Below are 17,991 nucleotides of genomic sequence, written 5' to 3'. Positions count from 1 at the left end.
TCACTCGTCACTCTGTCGCTCCGCCTCCGGCCACCGACCGTCCCACCCGTCCCAGATCATCCCACTCCCACCCATCATGCTCGACCGCTCCCCGTAACATCTTGCGGCGGCGCTCCAGCTGGTGAACCTGCGCCTCATAAAAGACCTCGTCCAACGTCGCCATCCCCGACTCCCGAAGCTCCCCCAGGTTGGGAAACTCCGGCATCGGCTTCTCCGGGGAGATCCACCCCTCCCGAAGCGTGCTCAGGTAGCGCTGCACGCTGTTGCGCGCCAGCAGCATCGTCAACCGCCCCGGCCGGCAGCTCTCCTCCACCCCGCATTCGATCAGCGTTAACCCCTCATCAAACATCGCCACCGCCATCGGCATCGCCTTATAGGGCGCATCGGCGTGATAGTAGTGCACCACCGGGTAGGCCAGCTGCTGCTCGGTCACCTCCGTAAGCAGCTCGGCGATCGCCGGCAACACCCCGTCGCTCCCCGACAGACTCTCTCCATCCCAGGCGTTGAGCACCCACTGCTCCGGCGTCGAGCCGATCGCAAAGATCTGCGTCGCCAGACGCCTCCGGGTCACCACCGCCGAGAGCACCGCGATGACGTAGCTGATCGAGAGCGTGATCATCAGCATCCCGCTCCCCGCACACAACACCGAGCTGATCTGCCAGAACTCGCCCGCCGTCTGGTAGTCGCCATTACCCAGCGTGAAAAACGCCGAGCCCACGTAATAGAAGCGCTCCGGCCAGCTCGCCACCCCATCCTCCCCGAACGCCGGGGCCAACAGCACCGGACTGGCGCTGAGCAAAAACACCCACGCCAGCCAGAACATCGTCATCCACATCATCACCGTCGCCAGCAGAATAAAGGGCCCCATCAAGCTCAGCCGAACCCCGGCCAACTTCCCCAGCGCCGATCGCCCCAACCACCACAACCCCGCGCCCAGTCGCGTGGTCAGCGGCCCCGCTCCCCCGTCCTGCCACAACGTCGTCCAGAAAAGATCGAGCATCGCCCCGACCAACAGCCCCAGCCCCAACCCCGCCCACAGCCAGCCCGGCACCTCCATCCCGCCCCTCCCTCAATCGCGTCATCGCTCCACCCCTCTCCCCGGGAACCTAACCCCTTGAGCGCTCGTGACCACATCACCTTCCGCGCCCACCCACCTTGCCCCTTTTATGCACGCGCTTCCTCAACTATAGTCCTGCCTCTCGATGGTCACCGACGTGTTTTCATCACTGGATTTTGTTTTCCCGGAGTTCGCTGTGTCTTTCTCGCTCTCATCGCGCCTCACCAAACACTCTCTGCTCGGTCTCTCCCTGACCCTCTGCACCTCGCTCAGCGTGGCCTGCGCCTCCTCCTCGGGGCCTTTCCTCACCGAGGACCTCGGCACCATCGGCGCCGACGACAGCGCCTCGGGCACCTTAAGCGCCTCCGGACTCATCAGCCCTAACAACGGCTCGCGCTACACCACCTACGCCGTCGACCTCGACGCCGGCCAGGTCCTGCGTGTCAAATCCACGGCCAACGGCTTTAGCCCCGCGCTCACCGTCTTTGCCCCCGATTACACCCCGCTGGCCACCACCCTCAATCAGACCAGCGCCGACGCCCAGGCCCGCCTCATCGCCCAGGCCCCCACCGCCGGCACCTACCTGATCGTCCTCTCCAGCCAGAGCCCCGGCGGCAGCGGCAGCTTCTCGCTGGAAACCTCTCTGCTCGCGATGCAGGAAGACGTCGATCTTCCCGGCTCCGCCACCGGCTTTCTCTTCCAGGGCATGAGCGCCCACCCCATCAGCGGTGTGCCCGCGGCCTCCTACACCCTCACCCTGGAAGACGATGCCCTGCTCAACATCAGCGCCCGCTCCACCGAGTTTGACACCTACTTGAGCGTCCTCGACGCCGAGACCTCGCAACTTCTGGCCGAAAACGACGACGCCAACGACCCGGTCGCCGCCGCCTCCACCAACTCGCGCATTCTCTCGCTCTTCCCGGCGGGCACCTACCAGATCCTGGTCAACTCCTACCAGGGCCAGGGCCAGGGCGCGTTCATCCTGGACGTCGCCACCGAGAACGCCCAGGTCTCCGAGAAGTTCATCTTCGGCGAGCCCTACCGCGGCATCTATGGCCTGGCGCCGACGGTGCACGGCGCGGCCAGCCGCCCCGGCTTCGCCTTCCCCTTTACCCTCGATGAGGCCGGCGCGGTCAGCCTTCAAATGGAGACCTCCTCCTTTGACGCCTACCTCTACCTGCTCGACAGCAACGGGCGAGTGGTGGCCGAAGATGACGACTCCGCCGGCGCGCTCAACCCCCGGATCGTCCAGCAGCTCGAAGCCGGCGACTACACTCTGGTCGCAAGCTCGATTGCCAACCGCCCCTCGGGCCCCTACACGCTCAACACCGAGCACATCACCCTCGATGATCGCACCTCGGTGACCCCCGGCGACTCCTTCTCCAGCTTCATCCTCCCGGCCGACAGCGGTCTGCCCAACCGCCCCGGTGTCGGCAAGGTCTACACCCTCGAAGTCGACGAGACCTCGCAGGTCCAGATCGATCTTCGCTCCGACGCCTTCGACACCTACCTGGTGCTCCTCGACGAGAACAACCAGCTCATCGAAGAGAACGACGACAACGGCCAGACCACCGACTCTCGCATCAACCGCCAGCTCACCCCGGGCACCTACAAGGTCGTCGTCACCAGCTTCGGCGGCGAATCGGTCGGGCAGTTTGAGCTTCAGCTCATCAAGAGCGGCCCCAGCGGCCAGAGCGTCTGAGCGCTAGCCGGGCACGCCGTCCCCCTCGACAAAACGGCGCGCTGCGTCCAGCTCCTCTTCGCTGAAGACCTGGATGCCGGCGCGTCGTAGTAGCGCCGCGCTCACGCCCTGCCCTGCGACCAGCCGCCCCTGAAAACGTCCGTCGTACACCGCAGCCCCTCCACACGAGGGGCTGCGTGCTTTGAGCACCGCTGCGCACACCCCGTGACGCTGCGCGAGCTCCAGCGCCACCCGAGCCCCTTGTTCAAAGGCCGCGCTCACATCCTGGCCCTCGCGCGTCATCACACGCGCCTCCCCGCGCCAGAACGCCTCCCCATCCCCACCCACAAGCTCCGCCGGCGGCCGAGGCACCCCCAGCCCTCCCGAGACCTCCGGGCAGACCATCACCACACGCCCCTGCTCCTGCATACGCTGCAGCCAGCGGCTCCCCTCGTCCTCCTCCACCCGCGACGCTCGTCCGTCATAGCGCACCTCCCGGCCGAGCAAACACGCGCTCACCAGAATCCGCCCCGCTGCTCCACGTTTTTCGTCCATCCTCAACCGCTCCGCACACGAAACCGAACCTCAAAACCTGACCCTCGGTCACGCTCACATCATCGCAAAACCTGACCCTCGGTCACTCTCACTGCACCGCAAAACCTGACCCTCGGTCACTCTCACTGCACCGCAAAACCTGACCCCCGGTCACCCTCACAACACCGCAAAACCTGACCCTCGGCCTCTCCACGCCTTGCCCTTAATGCGCCTAAACCACTGAAAAACAACACCTTTCCACCACACCCAAATCACCCACACGCCCCACCCACAACCACAATCCCCTCGCCCCACAACGCCCGACCTTCCTCCAGCACACCCACCTCGTCGGCGAGCCGCGCAAGCGAGCGCTCAAACACCTCCCGGTTCCCTCGCACGCCTGCCCGCCGCTCCTCACCGGCGAGCTCCGCCCAGCGCTGCAACACCCCGTACATCTCCACCCCGTCGACCTGCCGCCCCGGCCGCAGACTTCGGCGAAGATCCGCCGGCAGCCAGTCCCGAAACATCCAGGGGCCAAACCCTTTGGAAAAATCCGTCCACATCATAAGCCCCACCTTCTCAACTCGGCCCTGACGCTTCTGCATCAGGTGCGCCGAGCCAATCGCGCCCTCCCCATCGCAGGTCCCCTCCACCAGATAGCCCCCCTCGCCCAACACCTCTCCCCAGGCACGATGCGCCTCGGCAACCTCATGCGGCCCGTACTGACGCAGCACATTCATCGCCCGCACAAGCCGGGCCTCCCTCCCCACCGCCCGCTTTAAATCAAACCCGCCCTCCACAAAGCGAAGCCCCTCACAGGCCAACTCTTGCGCCGCCCTCACCCGCCCGGGCTCCACCTCCACACCGACCACCTCGCAGGCCACCGCCGCCTCGGAGAGCGCCTCAAAAAGCTCCCGCGTCGTCCACCCCTCCTGCCCAAACCCCACGTCCACCACAACCTCGGTCGAGCCCGTATTAAAGGCGCCGAGAAGTCGCGCCACGACAAAACGATCCAGCATCCGCAGCCGCCCCGGCCTCGTCCTCCCTCGAATGTCTCGAACGTCCACCACCTCTGACCTCGCCACACAGATACACGTCCCCTTCTCTCTACCCGACGCGCCTTCTCGATAACACCCCCTACGACGCCGTGGGCAGAAATGGATGTCGATGACGGCGAGGTTGAGAGCGTCTCGAGCAAGGCGAGAAACGAAAGAGAATGCGGCAGCATCGTCGAGGCTTTGCAACCCTGCCCGAGGTGCTCTCAACGCAGCAGACACGCCGTCAACGATCGCTCACGGCGTCATACCCCACCCCCCCCTCACCACTTCGCGCTGGACATAGTGTGCGCAGAGACCATCTTGGCGCCGTTGGTGTCGTCGCCTCTCCCTCTCGCTCCTTATCAAGCAGGCCAGCCGTGCTCCTGACTTCCCTGATTGTGGCCCCTATCGCCCTGGCCACCGCCATCGGTCTCTTCAACCTGCTGACCTGGCCGCGCCGCCTCCGGGCCGCCGCGCCCCCGGCGGCGATCTCCGTGCTGATCCCGGCCCGCAATGAAGAAGCCAACATCGAAGACTGCGTCCGCAGCGTGGCCACGGCTGCCGCAGCTCACCCCGAGATGCAGCTCGAGATCATCGCCTACGACGACCACTCCACCGACCGCACCTCCCACATCCTCCAGACGCTCGCCAGCGAGCTCCCCGCGCTGCGCCTCCCCGCAGCAAAGCCGCTGCCCGCCGGGTGGGCGGGTAAATGTCACGCCTGCCACCAGCTCGCCAGCCACGCCACCCATCCACACCTCCTCTTCATCGACGCCGATGTACGGCTCCTCCCCGACGCCTTCTCGCAGCTCGCCGCCTGGCAGAAGCGTTACAACGCCGACGTCGTCAGCGCCGTACCCGCTCAGGTCACAGGCTCCTTCTTTGAGCACCTCATCCTGCCCTTGCTCCACCTGACGTACGTGAGCTGGTTGCCGCTCTTGCTCATCCCCCACACCCGACGCGCTGACTTCCTGGCCATGAACGGCCAGATCCTCATGACCTCGCGCCAGGCCTACGCGCGCATCGGCGGCTTTGAGGCCATCCGCGACGCCCTGGTCGATGATATGGCCTTCGGTCGCCGCGCCAAAGAGGCCGGCCTCACCGTCGCGTTCGCCGACGGCACCCATCTGGCGCGATGCCGCATGTACCGCGACGCCCCCTCAGTCTGGGAGGGGTTTACCAAAAACATCTACCCGGGCATGGGCAAAAACCCCGCCCTGCTCCTTCTGGTCGTCATCCTTTACCTCAGCGCCTTTGTATTGCCCTTTCTCCTCCTGCCCCTCAGCGTGCTCCTCCCCGCACTCGCGCCGCCGACCACCCCGCTCCTGGTCGCCGTCGCGCTTAACCTCCTTTACCGCACGCTGCTCGCCATCCGCTTCGCTCACCCCCCCTTAAGCGTGCTGCTTCACCCCCTGGGTGTATTGGCGCTGATCGCGATTGCCTTAAACTCGTTTCGCCAGACCCTTCGTGGCCAGCTCACCTGGGCCGGTCGCACCTACCCCAACGCCTGATCGACGGGGCTTTCACCTCTCGGTCAACTCGACTTTTCGCGAGCATCAAGGCTACGATAGCGAAGGGGCGAGCACATCGGCCTTGTCGGGTGCGCGCCTCATGACTCTGGCAACGGCCGACCGCCTCGGAAACCGACTCATCGCGAGCTCCTCATGTCTGCGCGCAAACACCCCGACATCGCCGCCTCCGAGACTCCGGCCCCCTCCGGCGCCTCCGCCATCCTCGCCGCGCTCCCCGACCTCATCCTGGAGCTCGACGCGGTCGCAACCATCTGCGCGCACCACGCCGGAAGCCCTGGCGCCGTGCTCGCGCACCCTCCCGAAGCCCTTGAAAGCCACGCGCTGCGCGATCTTCTACCCCGCGCAACCGCCGACCGACTTCAGTCGGCGCTGACCGACGCGCTCACCCTCCAGCAGAGCGTTACCCTGGAGTGCCTGGTCCCCCACGAGCACAACCTGGCCAGCATCGAGGCCCGACTCTCGCCACTGAGCTCGGAGCGCGCCCTGCTGATCCTGCGCGACGTCACCGCCGCCTTCCGCGAGCGCAACAACCTGCGGCAGAGCGAGCAGCGCTTTCGCGCCCTGGTCGAGAACCTCCCCGGGGTCGTCTACCGCTGCCGGATGGACGAAGACTGGAGCGCGATCTTTATCTCCGAGCGCATCGAGGAGCTCGTCGGACGCCCTGCCATCGATTTCCTCGAGCACCGTACGAGCCTCGATCAGGTCACCCACCCCGAGGATCGCGCCTATATTCGAAGTGAGATTTCCAGCGCCGTCGCCCGCCACGAGCCCTTCGAGCTGCACTACCGCATGATCCACACTGACGGCTCGGTGCGTCATATCTGGGAGCGCGGCCGCGCGGTCTACGCCGGCGTCGACCAGATCACCTACCTCGACGGGGCCATCTTCGACGTCACCGACCTGCACCGGCTGCGCCAGCGCCTGCTCACCAGCAGCAAAATGGCCGCCGTCGGAAGCCTGGCCGCCGGCGTCGCCCACGAGATCAACAACCCCCTGGCCATCGTGCTCGCCAACCTCGAGTTTGTGACCGAAGAGCTCGTCGCCATTCACCAGGCCTACGCCGCCGACCACGTCGTGACCGAAGCCGTCGACGACATCCAACAGGCCATCCTCAAAGTTCAGACCGGCATCGACCGGGTCCGCTCCATCATCGACGATCTTCGCTCCTTCTCCGACGCCGCGCAGAGCCGCGCCGAACACCTGGATATGGCCCGACTCACCACCTGGGCGCTGCGCCGAGCCGAGTCTCGCATCCTCCCGGTCGCTCGCCTGGTCACCCGCATCGACGACGTCCCCCAGGTCTGGGCCAGCGAGATCGGCGTCGTCCAGATCATCTGGAACCTCATCGACAACGCCGCGGACGCCGTCAGCGACCTCAGCCCGGAGAACGCCCGCATCGACGTCACCCTCAAACTCAGCGATCGCGAGGACTTCGTTTTGCTCGAGATCCGTGACAACGGCCGCGGAATGGGCGAAGACGTCCTCGCCAGGGCGTTTGAGCCCTTCTTCACCACCCAGGGGATCGGCGACGGTGCCGGCCTGGGACTCTTCGTCTGCCAGGGGCTGGTCGCCGGCATGGACGGCGACATCTCCGTAGACTCCACCCCCGGCCAGGGCACCCGCGTGCGCGTCTATTTGCCCACCGCCCCGGCCCAGTGACACCCCGTCCCATCCTCCTTACCTCGCTTCCAAGCGCTCCTAAGCTTAAGCTTCGCTATGACCTCTGAGAACGCCTCCACCTCGTCGCTGGCCTGCGACGCCGTCCTCGACCAACTTCCCCCCGACGCCGCGCGCCTGCTCAAGGCCACGCTGCGCCCCCTGGTCGAAGAGCCCGCCGACACCGAGCGCGACATCCCCAAAAAGTCGCTGCGCGATCTGCAGTGGCCAGAGCTCCTCGAAGAGCTCCATCGCCTGGCCCGCACCCCCGAGGGGCAATTCCTCATCGAGGAGCTGCGCCCGTTGCCCGCCGCCCCCCTGGTCGAGCGCCGCCTCAAGGAGTGCGCCGAGCTGATGGCCCTGCTCGAAACCGACGACGCCCCCCCGCTGGGCGGCCTGCGCGAGATCCGCCGCGCCCTGCAGCACGTCACCCGCCAGGGCGCGCTTCGCGCCGAAGATCTCGAGGCCATCTCCCGCAACTGCGACGTCGCCGCCCGGGTGGCCCGCTACTTCACAAGCCGCAGCGCCGAGCTCCCGAGCTTGAGCGCCATCGGCGCGCTCGTCGATCCTTTAAGCGATCTTCGCTCCACGCTGGCCTTTGCCATCGAGCCCGGCGGACGCCTCTCCGATCAGGCCAGCCCCGACCTCGGCAAACTTCGCCGCGCGGTGCAAAATCAGCAAGATCGCATCGCCTCCAGCGTCGACCGCCTGCTCAAATCCCGCGATCTCGACCACGCCCTGCGCGACGACTACGTCACCGTGCGCGAGGACCGCTACGTCATCCCCATCCGCGCCGGCGCTAAAGGCCACGTCCCGGGCATCGTCCACGACTACTCCGCCAGCGGCCAGACCCTCTTCATCGAGCCCACCGAGCTTGTCGAACTCAACAACCAGCTGCGCTGGGCCCAGATCGAGCTGGCCGACGAGGAGGAGCGCATCCTCAAACGCCTCTCCGGCCTGGTCGCCACGCACGCCGCCACGCTCTTCCGAAATGTCGAGCTTCTGGCCTACCTCGACGTGGTCCTGGCCTGCGCCCGCTTAAGCCGCAAACTGCGCGCCACCGTCCCCACGCTCACCGAGGGCCCGCTGGAGCTTCGCCAGGCCCGCCACCCCCTGCTCTTTCTCAAGCTCGCCAGCGAGCTCCCCGACGGCCGACCGCATAATGAGACCGTCCCCAACGACATCGCCATCACCCCACCGCGCCGCGTGCTCATCGTCTCCGGCCCCAACACCGGCGGCAAGACCGTCTCGCTCAAAACCACCGGCCTGCTCGCCATGATGGTCCGCCACGGCCTGCCCATCCCCGCCGACGAGGGCAGCGCCATCCCCCTCTTCGAGCAGATCTACACCGACGTGGGCGACGAGCAGTCCATCGAGCGCGACCTGAGCACCTTCTCCGGCCACGTCACCAACATCAACCGCTTCCTCGACCGCTGCGGCCCCCGCTCGCTGGTGCTCCTCGATGAGCTCTTCGTGGGCACCGACCCCATGCAGGGCGCCGCCCTGGCCGTCTCGCTGCTCGAGAACCTGGCCAGCCGCGGCACCACCACCGTGGTCACCACCCACCTTGAAGGCCTCAAAACCCTGGCCTACCAGAGCGAGCACTTTGCCAACGCGTCGATGGGCTTTGACCTCGACTCGCTCAGCCCCACCTACCAGATGACCATGGGCATCCCCGGCAGCTCCTTCGCCGTGCGCATCGCCGCACGACTGGGCATGGAGCAGCCCCTCATCGACCGCGCCTTAGCCATCCTGGAGGGCCAGGACCACCACAGCGTCGAAGAGGTCCTGGAGAGCCTCGAAGATCAGGTCCGCGAGCTGCACCTCGAAAAAGACCGCCTGCGCCAGACCCGCCAGGAGGCCGAGACCCGCGCGGCTCGCTACAAAAAGAAGTACGCCGAGCTTCTGCAAAAAGATCGCGACCAGCTCTTTGGCGAGACGCGCAAACTTCGCGAGGATCTTCGCCAGGCCCGCGAGCGCATCCGCCAGGAGCTCAAGACGCTCAAGAGCCAGAAGACCGTCGAGGCCGGTGACCGCACCGAACACGAACTTCAGGCCATGCAAAAACGCCTCAAAGCGGCCGAAGAGACTGTCGAAAAGACCCAGGAAAAGACGCGCCCCCCGCGCTCCGGCCCCGAGGGCTTGAGCCCGGTAACCCCCGACGAGCTCGAAGAGGGCATGACCGTCTACTGCCGCCCCTTCAAGCGCGCTGGCCGGGTGCTTCAATACGCCCCGGGCGACGCCCAGGCCCGCGTGCAGCTGGGCGATCTCAAGGTCAACGTCAACACCGACGACCTCTTCCACGTCAGCGAGTCCGAGCGCCGCAACCACCGCCGCGGCCGCCCCACCTCCTCGGGCTCCTCCCGACGCACAGCCCCCGGCCCGACCGCCTCCCCCTCCGGCGACGCCGTCCTCCTGCCCCAGACCTCCGACAACTCCGTCGACCTGCGCGGCATGCGCGCCGATGAGGCCCTCGACAAGCTCGACCTCTTCTTAGACAGCGCCTACCTCCAGAACATCGAAGGCGTCTACATCATCCACGGCCACGGCACCGGCGCCCTCAAACGCGCCGTGCGCGGCCACCTCCCCCAGTCCCGCTACGTGCGCGAGTTCCGTCGCGGCGAACGCGAAGAAGGCGGCGACGGCGTCACCATCGCCTTCGTGCACCGGGGGAGCTGAGCGATGTGGCCCTCCTTTCTGCACCACCTCTCGCTGCACTTCCCCATCGTCGTCTCCATGGCCCTGGCCGCCGCGGCGACCTACGCGCTGCGCAACGACGAGCCCCCCACGCTTATCCCCCTGTTGCGCTGGGGCGGCCTGGCAAACCTCGCCATGACCACCCTGGCCGTGTTCTCCGGTCTTGTCGCCGGGGGCTTCTCCGGCGGTTCCGACGACCTCTCCCACCACCGCTTGCTGGGCATCACCGCCTTCGCAGTCATTGCGTTGGCCGCCCTGAGCTACGACTACGGCACGCGCCGCGACATCGCCGACTGGCGTCGCTTCGGCGGCCTGCTCTGGTGGGTGGCCTCCTTCGCCGTGATCGGCGCCGGACACTGGGGCGGCCTGGCCGAGCACCGCGACGTCATCCCCTGGTAGATCTTAACGTTTCAAGACGTTTCAAGCCCTGAAACACACCCAACCCCCGGTCTGCTACCCCGACAACCGGGGGGCAGCTTTTCGACGACCGGGGGGCAGCTTGTGCGATGACCGGGGGTCAACCCTCAACCCTCGCTTCACCGCATAAACACTGAACTTCTCCTGACCGGGAGTCAGCTTTTCGCGCGACCGGGAGTCAGCTTTTCGCGCGACCGGGAGTCAGAATAGCGCACCCTGGCCCCCCCACCTTACTTCCTCATCAACATCATTGGAGCAGGCGCTCCGCCCCTCGCGCACGCTCGGCCTGCGCGCCGTCTCCCAACCCGGAGTACGCCCGACTCAAGCCCTGATGCACCCCCGGATCGAAGGGGTTGATGCGCGCGGCCTCCTCCAGCGCCTCTCGGGCCAGCGCATACTCCCCGAGCGCCAGATAGGCGTTCCCCAGCTCCAGCCACGTCGTCACATAGCCCGGGTAGAGCTCCCGCACCTCCGAGAGCGCCTCCACCGCCGCCTGCGGCTCGCCAGTGGCGATCAGACTCTGCGCCAGCCTCCCCTGCAGCACCGGGTTGCGCTGACCGATCAGCCGCGTGGCCTTCTCATACTGCACCACCGCCGCCCCGAACCTCTCGCGCACCTGAAACATCTGCCCCAGCTTGATGTGATCCTGCGCCCCGGGCGCCTCCACCTGATCGAGCTCCCCGCCACTGTGGCGCTCATCCTCAAAGACCAGCCGCTCCTCAAAGGGCTCGGCCTCATCCTCAAACTCCACCACCGGCCGCGTATGCAAATACGCGCGCCAGTCCTTCTCAAAACGCGCCCAGCTCGTCCCCAGCACGCGCGCAAACGCCTCCTGAGCGCCGTACCCCTCGTTGATCGTATCCAGCAGCTGCCCGAACGCCCCCGGCCCCACCCGCGCGCGCAAATACTCCATCGTCGTATACACCTCGGCAAAGGCCACCGCCGCATCTTCCTGGCTGGGAAGCTTCGCCATCGAGGGGTGCATCGCCTCAAAAGAAATCAGATCATCGGCTTTGAGCCGCGTATGCAACAGATGCTCCGAGCTCGCTGAGAGCTGCGCCTCATCCTCCCCGCGCCACCGCCGCTCCAAAAACTTCGCCAGCCCCTCGTGCATCCAGATCGGCACCTGGTTGTAGGTTTTGCGGTTGATCACATAGTGCACATACTCGTGAATCAGCGTGTCCACCCACCCGTAGCCGCGCAACACCGCCCGCGGGCTGGTGATCATCAGGCGGTTGTACTGACACAGCGCGATGGTGCCCGAGGTGCGAATTTCTTCGTCCGTCAGCATCGAGACCTGCGCCAGCGTCGCCGTGCGCGGGTACACCTCCACCCGAATCGGCGTCGAGGGGTAGTAGCCCAGCTCCTCGCCCAACTCCTCGTAGGCCGCGTCCAGCGCCTCAAACGCATAGGGCAACAACACCTCGTCGCGCCCCGGCTCGATAAACACCTCAAAACGCCCCGAGGGGCTGACGTGACGCACATAGGGCTCGGTCACCGCGATCGTCTCCGCGATGATCTCGCGCAACGCCTGCCAGCTCCCCACCTCACGTGCCTCCAGCGCCCTATCGATGCGCTCCAGCGCGCGCTCGTAGTCGCCGTCATAAAAGGCGTAGCGCGCCTCCAGATAATCGATCTCGGCTAGCCCCGGCTCCTTCGCGCTGAGCCGGTCGATCGCCTCGCGCGCCTCATCGAGCTGCCAGGCCGAGAGCATCGCCTCGGCCTGACGGTAGTCCTCCAGCGAGCTCTGCCCCCACACCGGCACTGCCCACATCAGGGCCATCACCATCACCACCCAAACGATCGTCGCGCGTCCTCTCACATGCTCTCCTTTCACTCGACCAGACTCCGGTAGTAGCGCTCGATCTCCGAGTCGTAATCTTCCAGCCGCCCCTCGCGCATCCCCTCCATCATCTCGCGACGCAGCCGCTCCTGAGCCTCCCGGCTCGACTCCCCCGGGATCTCAACCTTTTCGGTCTTCTGCTGACGCCCGGAGCGACGCTGCTGTCGCCGCTCCTGCTGCATCGCCTGGCGCATCTGCTCGCCAAGCTGCCCGAGCTGATCGAGGGCGGAGCGCTCCCGATCCAGCGCCTGCTGCCCCTCGCCCTGGCGCAGCCGCTCCTCGGCCTGCTGCATCGCCTCGGTGGCCTGCTCCAGCGAGGGCATCACCTGGTCGCGCACCATCGGAAAACGCTCCCCGGTCTGCTCGACCTTCTGGCGAAGTGCTTCGGCGCGCTGGCGAGCCTGCTGCTGACGCTCGGCCAGCTCCTCGTAGCGCTCCTGCTGGTCGCCCTGCTCCTGCTGGCGCTGCTCCGATGCCTGCTCCTTAAACTCCTGGAGCATCTCCACGATCTCCTCGGCCCGACCCGCCATCGTATCGCTCGTGGCGTGCGCGCGACGAAGCGCGTTGCGCTGCGCGTCTTCGCGCACATAGCGCTCCGAGAGGCTCAACGTGCTGCGCATCCCCCGAAGTCGCCGCTCCGAGAGCTCCGCAGCCTCCAGCGCCAGCTGCAAATCCTGCTGCTCAAGCATCTCGCGCAAGCGCTCAACCTGCTCGGCGTTGTACTCAATCTGCCCGTAATCTCGCACCGGCAGCTCGAGCCCCTCCATCCGCCCCAGATCGCGCTCCTGCTCGGCCACCTTCTTTAAAAGCTCCTCAACCGCCGGCGCCACCATCTCCTGGATCGCCTCGCGCCGCTCCTCGGCCAGCGCATCCTCCATCTGACGGGTCTCCTGCTCGATGGCCCGCTCCATCTCCTGGAGCTGGCTGACATCTTCCATCAGCTCGCCCATCTGCCGATCGAGCTCCGAGATGCCCTGCGGGGCGGCCTGCTCCATGCCCTGCTCCACCTCCGAGTTGAGCCCTTCCATCAGCTCATCCATCCGGTCGAGCTCGGCCAGCGCCCCGTCAATATCTCCCTTCTCTAAAAGCTCCTCGATCGACTGCAGCTGGTCGCCCATCTGCTGCGCCTCACCCTCCATCTGCATCTGCTCGAGCGCCTCCATGTTGACGTGATCCTGAGGCAGCTGCTCCATCTGCATCTGCATCCGCGCCATCAGCTCGGCCATGCGCTGACGAAGTCGTTGCACCTCGCGCTTGATCGCCTCTTTAAGCGCCTCATCCTCGGTGTCGCGGTACTGCTCCAGAAGCTCGCGCAAGCGCTCGCGCATCGCCTTGAGATCTTCGGCGGTCGCCTCCACAAGCTCCATCTTCTGGCGGGCAAGAAGCTCATCAAAACGCAAAAGCGCCTTCTCCAGCTCGTCTTCGACCTGCAGGCTAAAATCCGCCAGCGTCTGCACATGCCCCATCGTCAGATCGCCGCGCTCCGAGCGCGCCTGCAACCTCTCCCACAGCCGGGTGCCTTCCTCCTGAAGGCCGCTGAGCTGCGCGGCCAGCCCGTCAAAGAGCGCGGCGTTTCGCCCGCTCATCATCGGATCTTCGGCCACCCGCTCGCGCAGCCCCTCAAGCTCACTCAAGATCAGCTCGCGGGCCTGATGATGGGCCACCCCTTGCTCGTAGATCGCGCTGCGCGCGGCCGCATCCAGCCCGGCGTCCACCTCCATGCGGTAGCCCTCATCCCCCTTGGCCACCCGCTCTCCCACCGGCGCCTCCAGCACATCGGCCAGGTGCAAGAGCAGCGCCTCCAGCAGCGCCTGCTGGTCGGCGATGTTGCGCAGATGCTGGTCCTCCGGGCTCTCCACATAGATCACCAGCGCCTCGCTGCGCCCCTCCCCCGGGCCGGTCACCGTGTTGATGTCCGTGGCCGAAAAATAGATCGAGACCTGATCTTTCGGCTGCAAGTTCAGCTCCGCCAGATCAAAGCTCAGGCTGTGCTCTACCCCCTGGGGCTTCGCGGCCAGCTCGCTCAGATCCAGCGACTGGCGCTTCGCCCCCTCCTCATCGTCACCGAACTGATGCACGAGACTCAGCCCGCTCAACCCGAAGTCATCGAGCGCCTCCACCGAGAGCTCCAGCACATCATCGGGCTGCACGATCAGCGGCTCCGGACCGGGCTGATGCGAGGTCAAGCGCACCTGCGGCGGCGCATCGGCCACCACGCGAATCGTGCGCTCCACCCCGTCTTCCACCGGCACGCCCTCGGCCGTCACCGCCCGAAACGCATAACTTCCGCTCTCCTTTAAGGTCAGGCTCACGCTCCCCTGATGCCCCTCACCGAGCTGCACCGGAAGCACCTCCTGCTCCTCACCAGCCTCCCCCTGCCAGCGGCGCACCAGCTCGACCTTCTGCCAGTCCTGCGGCCACAGCCCCAGCTGCAGGTGCACCCGCGTGCCCTCCAGCGTCTCCACAAACCCCGAACCCAGCCGCGCCATCTGCCGCGGCATCCCGGTGTACTCCGGGTAAACAAAAATCGCGTCGATCTGCCCCACGATCGGCCGCACCCGCGCCCGATCCCCCACCACCGACGCCCCCACCCGGTCGCCGCTGAGCACCCCGAGCGTCCAGCCCGGCTGCCAGGCCATCACCCCCAGAAGCACCACCGAGACGAGCGCCGCCGCTCCCGCCGGCGCGCGCAGATCGCGAGGCGGCACCACATGCGCCAGCGACTGCTCCTTCGCGCCCGCGAGCGCCTTCTTCGCCGTGCGACGCACGTGCGCTGAGGCCAACGCCGCGCTCACCCCCTGACGCTTGAGCTCCTCATCGGCCCCCGCTGCCCCCAGACGCTCGCCAAACTCCAGGGCCGCCACCAGATCGTTGCGATACTCCCGCGCGTGCGCCTGAACGATGCGGGCCGACGCGAGCTCCCCGCGCCGCCTCGCCCGAAAAAGCGTGTAGGCCACCGCCGCGCTCACCCCCACCGCCCCAAACCCCACCGCCAGGATCCACCGCGCGACCAGCGCCCCCTGCGTCTCATAAACCGCCGCAACGGCCAGCGCGCTCAACGCCACGGCCACCGCCGCCGACATCGCCCACAACGCCCCCTCCACCAGCACAGGCCGGCGAAGATCGCGCTCGGTGCGCCTTAGCAACGCTTTCAACGCCGTCAGCGACGAGCTCACATCGGCGCCCGCAACGCCCCCCGACGAGGCCTCGGTCGGGCCCTGGGCCACCGACTCCTGCGGTGCATGCCCCTCCCCGCCATCCCGGGCCCCGCTCTCCGGCTGCTTCGTCTCATCGTGCATACATGACCATCGCTGAAGTTCTTATCGTCCGACACGCTCCGCCACCCCATCCCCTCCCCTCCGGCAACGCCTGCAAACTCTAGGGCAGCCCTCAGATCGCGACAACCTCGCCAGCCTCAGACCTCACCCCGGACACCGCGACTAACCGACGGCCTCCGGGGCTTTAATCCCGAGACGCTTCGCCGCCACACAATCCCCCCACACAACGAGCCGGCGTCAGTCCTCGAAGGCCACGCCATCGCAGCCCCCCCGGCCGACCGCCTTCGCCAATTCACCTCCCACCTCCCCACCCTGCTCACCTTTCCCTGACCCCGGGTCGCCTCACTGCCCTGACCCGGGGTCGCGCAACGCCCTGTGTTTATGCGGCCCACTCTGACCTCGCTCGCCGGAGCAACCTCCGCGCGCCACTGGACATCCCGCCCCACGTCGCCACAATAGAGCCGCCTGCCAACCTGTTCCGCACATCTCCAACCACCTCCCGAGGTCTCATGATCCCCTCTCGCGCAAACTTCATCGCCGGCCAGTGGACCACCCCCGACCGCGCCCAGAACACCCTGCGCCGCGAGAACCCCGCTCAAAACGACGAGCTGATCTTCGAGACCCCCTGGTCCACCGACGCCGTCAACCTGGCCGTCGACGCCGCCAGAAGAGCCCTGCCCGCCTGGGACAAGCTCGGCGTGGAGGGCCGCCTCCCCTACGTCGAGCGCTTCCGCAAGGCCCTCGACGCCCGCAAGGACGAGCTCGCGCGCGCCATCACCACCGAGATGGGAAAACCCCTCTGGGAGTCCCGCGGCGAAGCCGGCGCGCTGACCGCCAAGATCGACATCATGAGCACCGAGGGCCTCGACCTCACCCGCCCCGTCCACCCCAAAGGACTTAAAGGCGGCTCCTGGCACCACCGCCCGCTCGGACCTCTGGCCGTGCTCTGCCCCTACAACTTCCCGCTCCACCTCCCCAACGGCCACATCATCCCCGCGCTGCTCACCGGCAACACCCTCATCGTCAAACCCTCCGAGCTCGCCCCCCTCTCCATGCAGCTCTACTTCGAGTGCGCCCAGGAGGCCGACTTCCCCCCCGGCGTCCTCAACCTGGTGCAGGGGCCCGGCGAGGTCGGCGCGGCCTTATGTGCCCACCCGAAGGTCGCCGGGGTGTTGTTTACCGGCTCCTTCGCCACCGCCCAACGCATCCGCCGCGCCACCTTCGACCAGCCCTGGAAGCTGCTGGCCCTGGAGATGGGCGGCAAAAACACCGCGATCGTCCTCGACGACGCCAACCTCGACCAGGCCGCCCACGAGATCCTGCTGGCCAGCTGCCTGACCACCGGCCAGCGCTGCTCGGCCACAAGCCGCGTCGTCGCCCACGCGGCCATCATCGACGACCTCCAGCAACGCCTGGTCGACCTCCTGGAGCGCGTCACCACCGGCGATCCCACCACCGAGGGCGACACCGCCCCCTTTATGGGCCCGCTGGCCGACCGCCGCGGCTTTGAGAACTTCCTCAACGCCCAGCAGCAAGACGACGAAGGCACCCTCATCCCCATCCTCGAAGGCGGCGCCCACCCCGATCTTCAAAAAGGCTACTTTGTTCGCCCCGCCCTCTGGCGCGCCTCCCAACTCAACCCGGAGGGCGAACACCAGAGCGAAGAGCTCTTCGGCCCCGACATCGTCCTCTACGAAGCCTCCGACGAGTCCACCGCCGCCCGCATCGCCAACGCCACCGACTACGGCCTGGCCATGAGCGTCTTCACCGCCGACCCCGAGCGCTTCGACGCCCTCACCTACGAGCTCGACTGCGGCATCCTCAACCTCAACCGCTCCACCGTCGGCGCCTCAAGCCGCCTCCCCTTCGGCGGCACCAAAAAAAGCGGCAACCACCGCCCCGCCGCCATCCTCGCCCCTCTCTACTGCACCTACCCCCAGGCTCGCCTCCAGCAACCCGCCGAGTTCTCCCCCGACGCCACCCAATCAGGCCCCCTCAACCTCCTCAAACCCGCATAACCACACAACCTCTCCCGACCGTGGGTCACCCCAACCTCAACCCGCCCCCCCCCCAACGCCCTCACGAATCGACCAACGTGGCAAACCCCGGCGCCTCACAACCACCCAACCACACAACCACCTAACCTCAACCCGCACACCCCCCAACGCCCTCACGAATCGACCAACGTGGCAAACCCCGGCGCCTCACAACCACCCAACCACACAACCACCTAACCTCAACCCGCCCCCCCCCCCAACC

General features: G+C 66.8%; 11 protein-coding genes. 6 read left to right on the top strand and 5 right to left on the bottom strand.

The window, feature by feature from the left end; all coding sequences use genetic code 11:
- Positions 1–7: 7 nt before the first annotated feature.
- Positions 8–1,057 (bottom strand): hypothetical protein, encoded by a 1,050-nt coding sequence (locus FRC96_RS13970; protein ID WP_146975234.1) that lies wholly within the window; start codon positions 1,055–1,057, stop codon positions 8–10.
- A 196-nt stretch (positions 1,058–1,253) separates the two neighbouring features.
- Here FRC96_RS13970 and FRC96_RS13965 point away from each other — a divergent pair, with 196 nt between their 5' ends.
- On the top strand, positions 1,254–2,759 hold the full coding sequence (locus FRC96_RS13965; RefSeq protein ID WP_146975232.1) for a DVUA0089 family protein: 1,506 nt from the start codon (positions 1,254–1,256) through the stop codon (positions 2,757–2,759).
- 3 nt (positions 2,760–2,762) lie between these two features.
- On the opposite strand, the gene FRC96_RS13960 is transcribed toward FRC96_RS13965, so the two are convergent.
- Together FRC96_RS13960 and FRC96_RS13955 are read right to left on the bottom strand one after the other, a co-directional pair.
- Positions 2,763–3,293 (bottom strand): DUF523 domain-containing protein, encoded by a 531-nt coding sequence (locus FRC96_RS13960; RefSeq protein WP_146975230.1) that lies wholly within the window; start codon positions 3,291–3,293, stop codon positions 2,763–2,765.
- 251 nt (positions 3,294–3,544) lie between these two features.
- The gene (locus FRC96_RS13955) at positions 3,545–4,291 is read right to left on the bottom strand and encodes a class I SAM-dependent methyltransferase (RefSeq protein ID WP_146975228.1); all 747 of its coding nucleotides are present in this window, start codon (positions 4,289–4,291) and stop codon (positions 3,545–3,547) included.
- A gap of 395 nt (positions 4,292–4,686) precedes the next feature.
- On the opposite strand from FRC96_RS13955, the gene FRC96_RS13950 reads away from it, so the two are divergent.
- The 4 genes from FRC96_RS13950 to FRC96_RS13935 all read left to right on the top strand — a co-directional run bounded on the left by FRC96_RS13950 (position 4,687) and on the right by FRC96_RS13935 (position 10,593).
- On the top strand, positions 4,687–5,820 hold the full coding sequence (locus FRC96_RS13950; protein ID WP_230470255.1) for a glycosyltransferase: 1,134 nt from the start codon (positions 4,687–4,689) through the stop codon (positions 5,818–5,820).
- Positions 5,821–5,973: 153 nt separating this feature from the next.
- Entirely contained in the window at positions 5,974–7,500 is a 1,527-nt protein-coding gene (locus FRC96_RS13945; RefSeq protein WP_146975225.1) for an ATP-binding protein, read from the top strand.
- A 57-nt stretch (positions 7,501–7,557) separates the two neighbouring features.
- Positions 7,558–10,176 carry an endonuclease MutS2 gene (locus FRC96_RS13940; RefSeq protein WP_146975223.1) on the top strand — a complete coding sequence of 873 codons (2,619 nt, stop codon included), beginning with the start codon at positions 7,558–7,560 and terminating at the stop codon, positions 10,174–10,176.
- Between the two features lie 3 nt (positions 10,177–10,179).
- Complete coding sequence (locus FRC96_RS13935; protein ID WP_146975221.1) at positions 10,180–10,593, top strand: hypothetical protein; 414 nt, start codon at positions 10,180–10,182, stop codon at positions 10,591–10,593.
- 265 nt (positions 10,594–10,858) lie between these two features.
- On the opposite strand, the gene FRC96_RS13930 is transcribed toward FRC96_RS13935, so the two are convergent.
- Both FRC96_RS13930 and FRC96_RS13925 read right to left on the bottom strand, forming a co-directional pair.
- The gene (locus FRC96_RS13930; protein WP_146975220.1) at positions 10,859–12,433 is read right to left on the bottom strand and encodes a peptidase MA family metallohydrolase; all 1,575 of its coding nucleotides are present in this window, start codon (positions 12,431–12,433) and stop codon (positions 10,859–10,861) included.
- A gap of 11 nt (positions 12,434–12,444) precedes the next feature.
- On the bottom strand, positions 12,445–15,753 hold the full coding sequence (locus FRC96_RS13925; protein WP_146975218.1) for a DUF4175 family protein: 3,309 nt from the start codon (positions 15,751–15,753) through the stop codon (positions 12,445–12,447).
- 488 nt (positions 15,754–16,241) lie between these two features.
- On the opposite strand from FRC96_RS13925, the gene FRC96_RS13920 reads away from it, so the two are divergent.
- Positions 16,242–17,750, top strand: coding sequence for an aldehyde dehydrogenase family protein (locus FRC96_RS13920; RefSeq protein WP_146975217.1), 1,509 nt, complete (start codon positions 16,242–16,244; stop codon positions 17,748–17,750).
- The last annotated feature ends 241 nt before the right edge of the window (positions 17,751–17,991 follow it).

The sequence above is a fragment of the Lujinxingia vulgaris genome, from assembly GCF_007997005.1.
In the GTDB taxonomy this organism is placed as follows: domain Bacteria; phylum Myxococcota_A; class Bradymonadia; order Bradymonadales; family Bradymonadaceae; genus Lujinxingia.
This window is presented reverse-complemented; position numbering and strand designations above follow the sequence as displayed.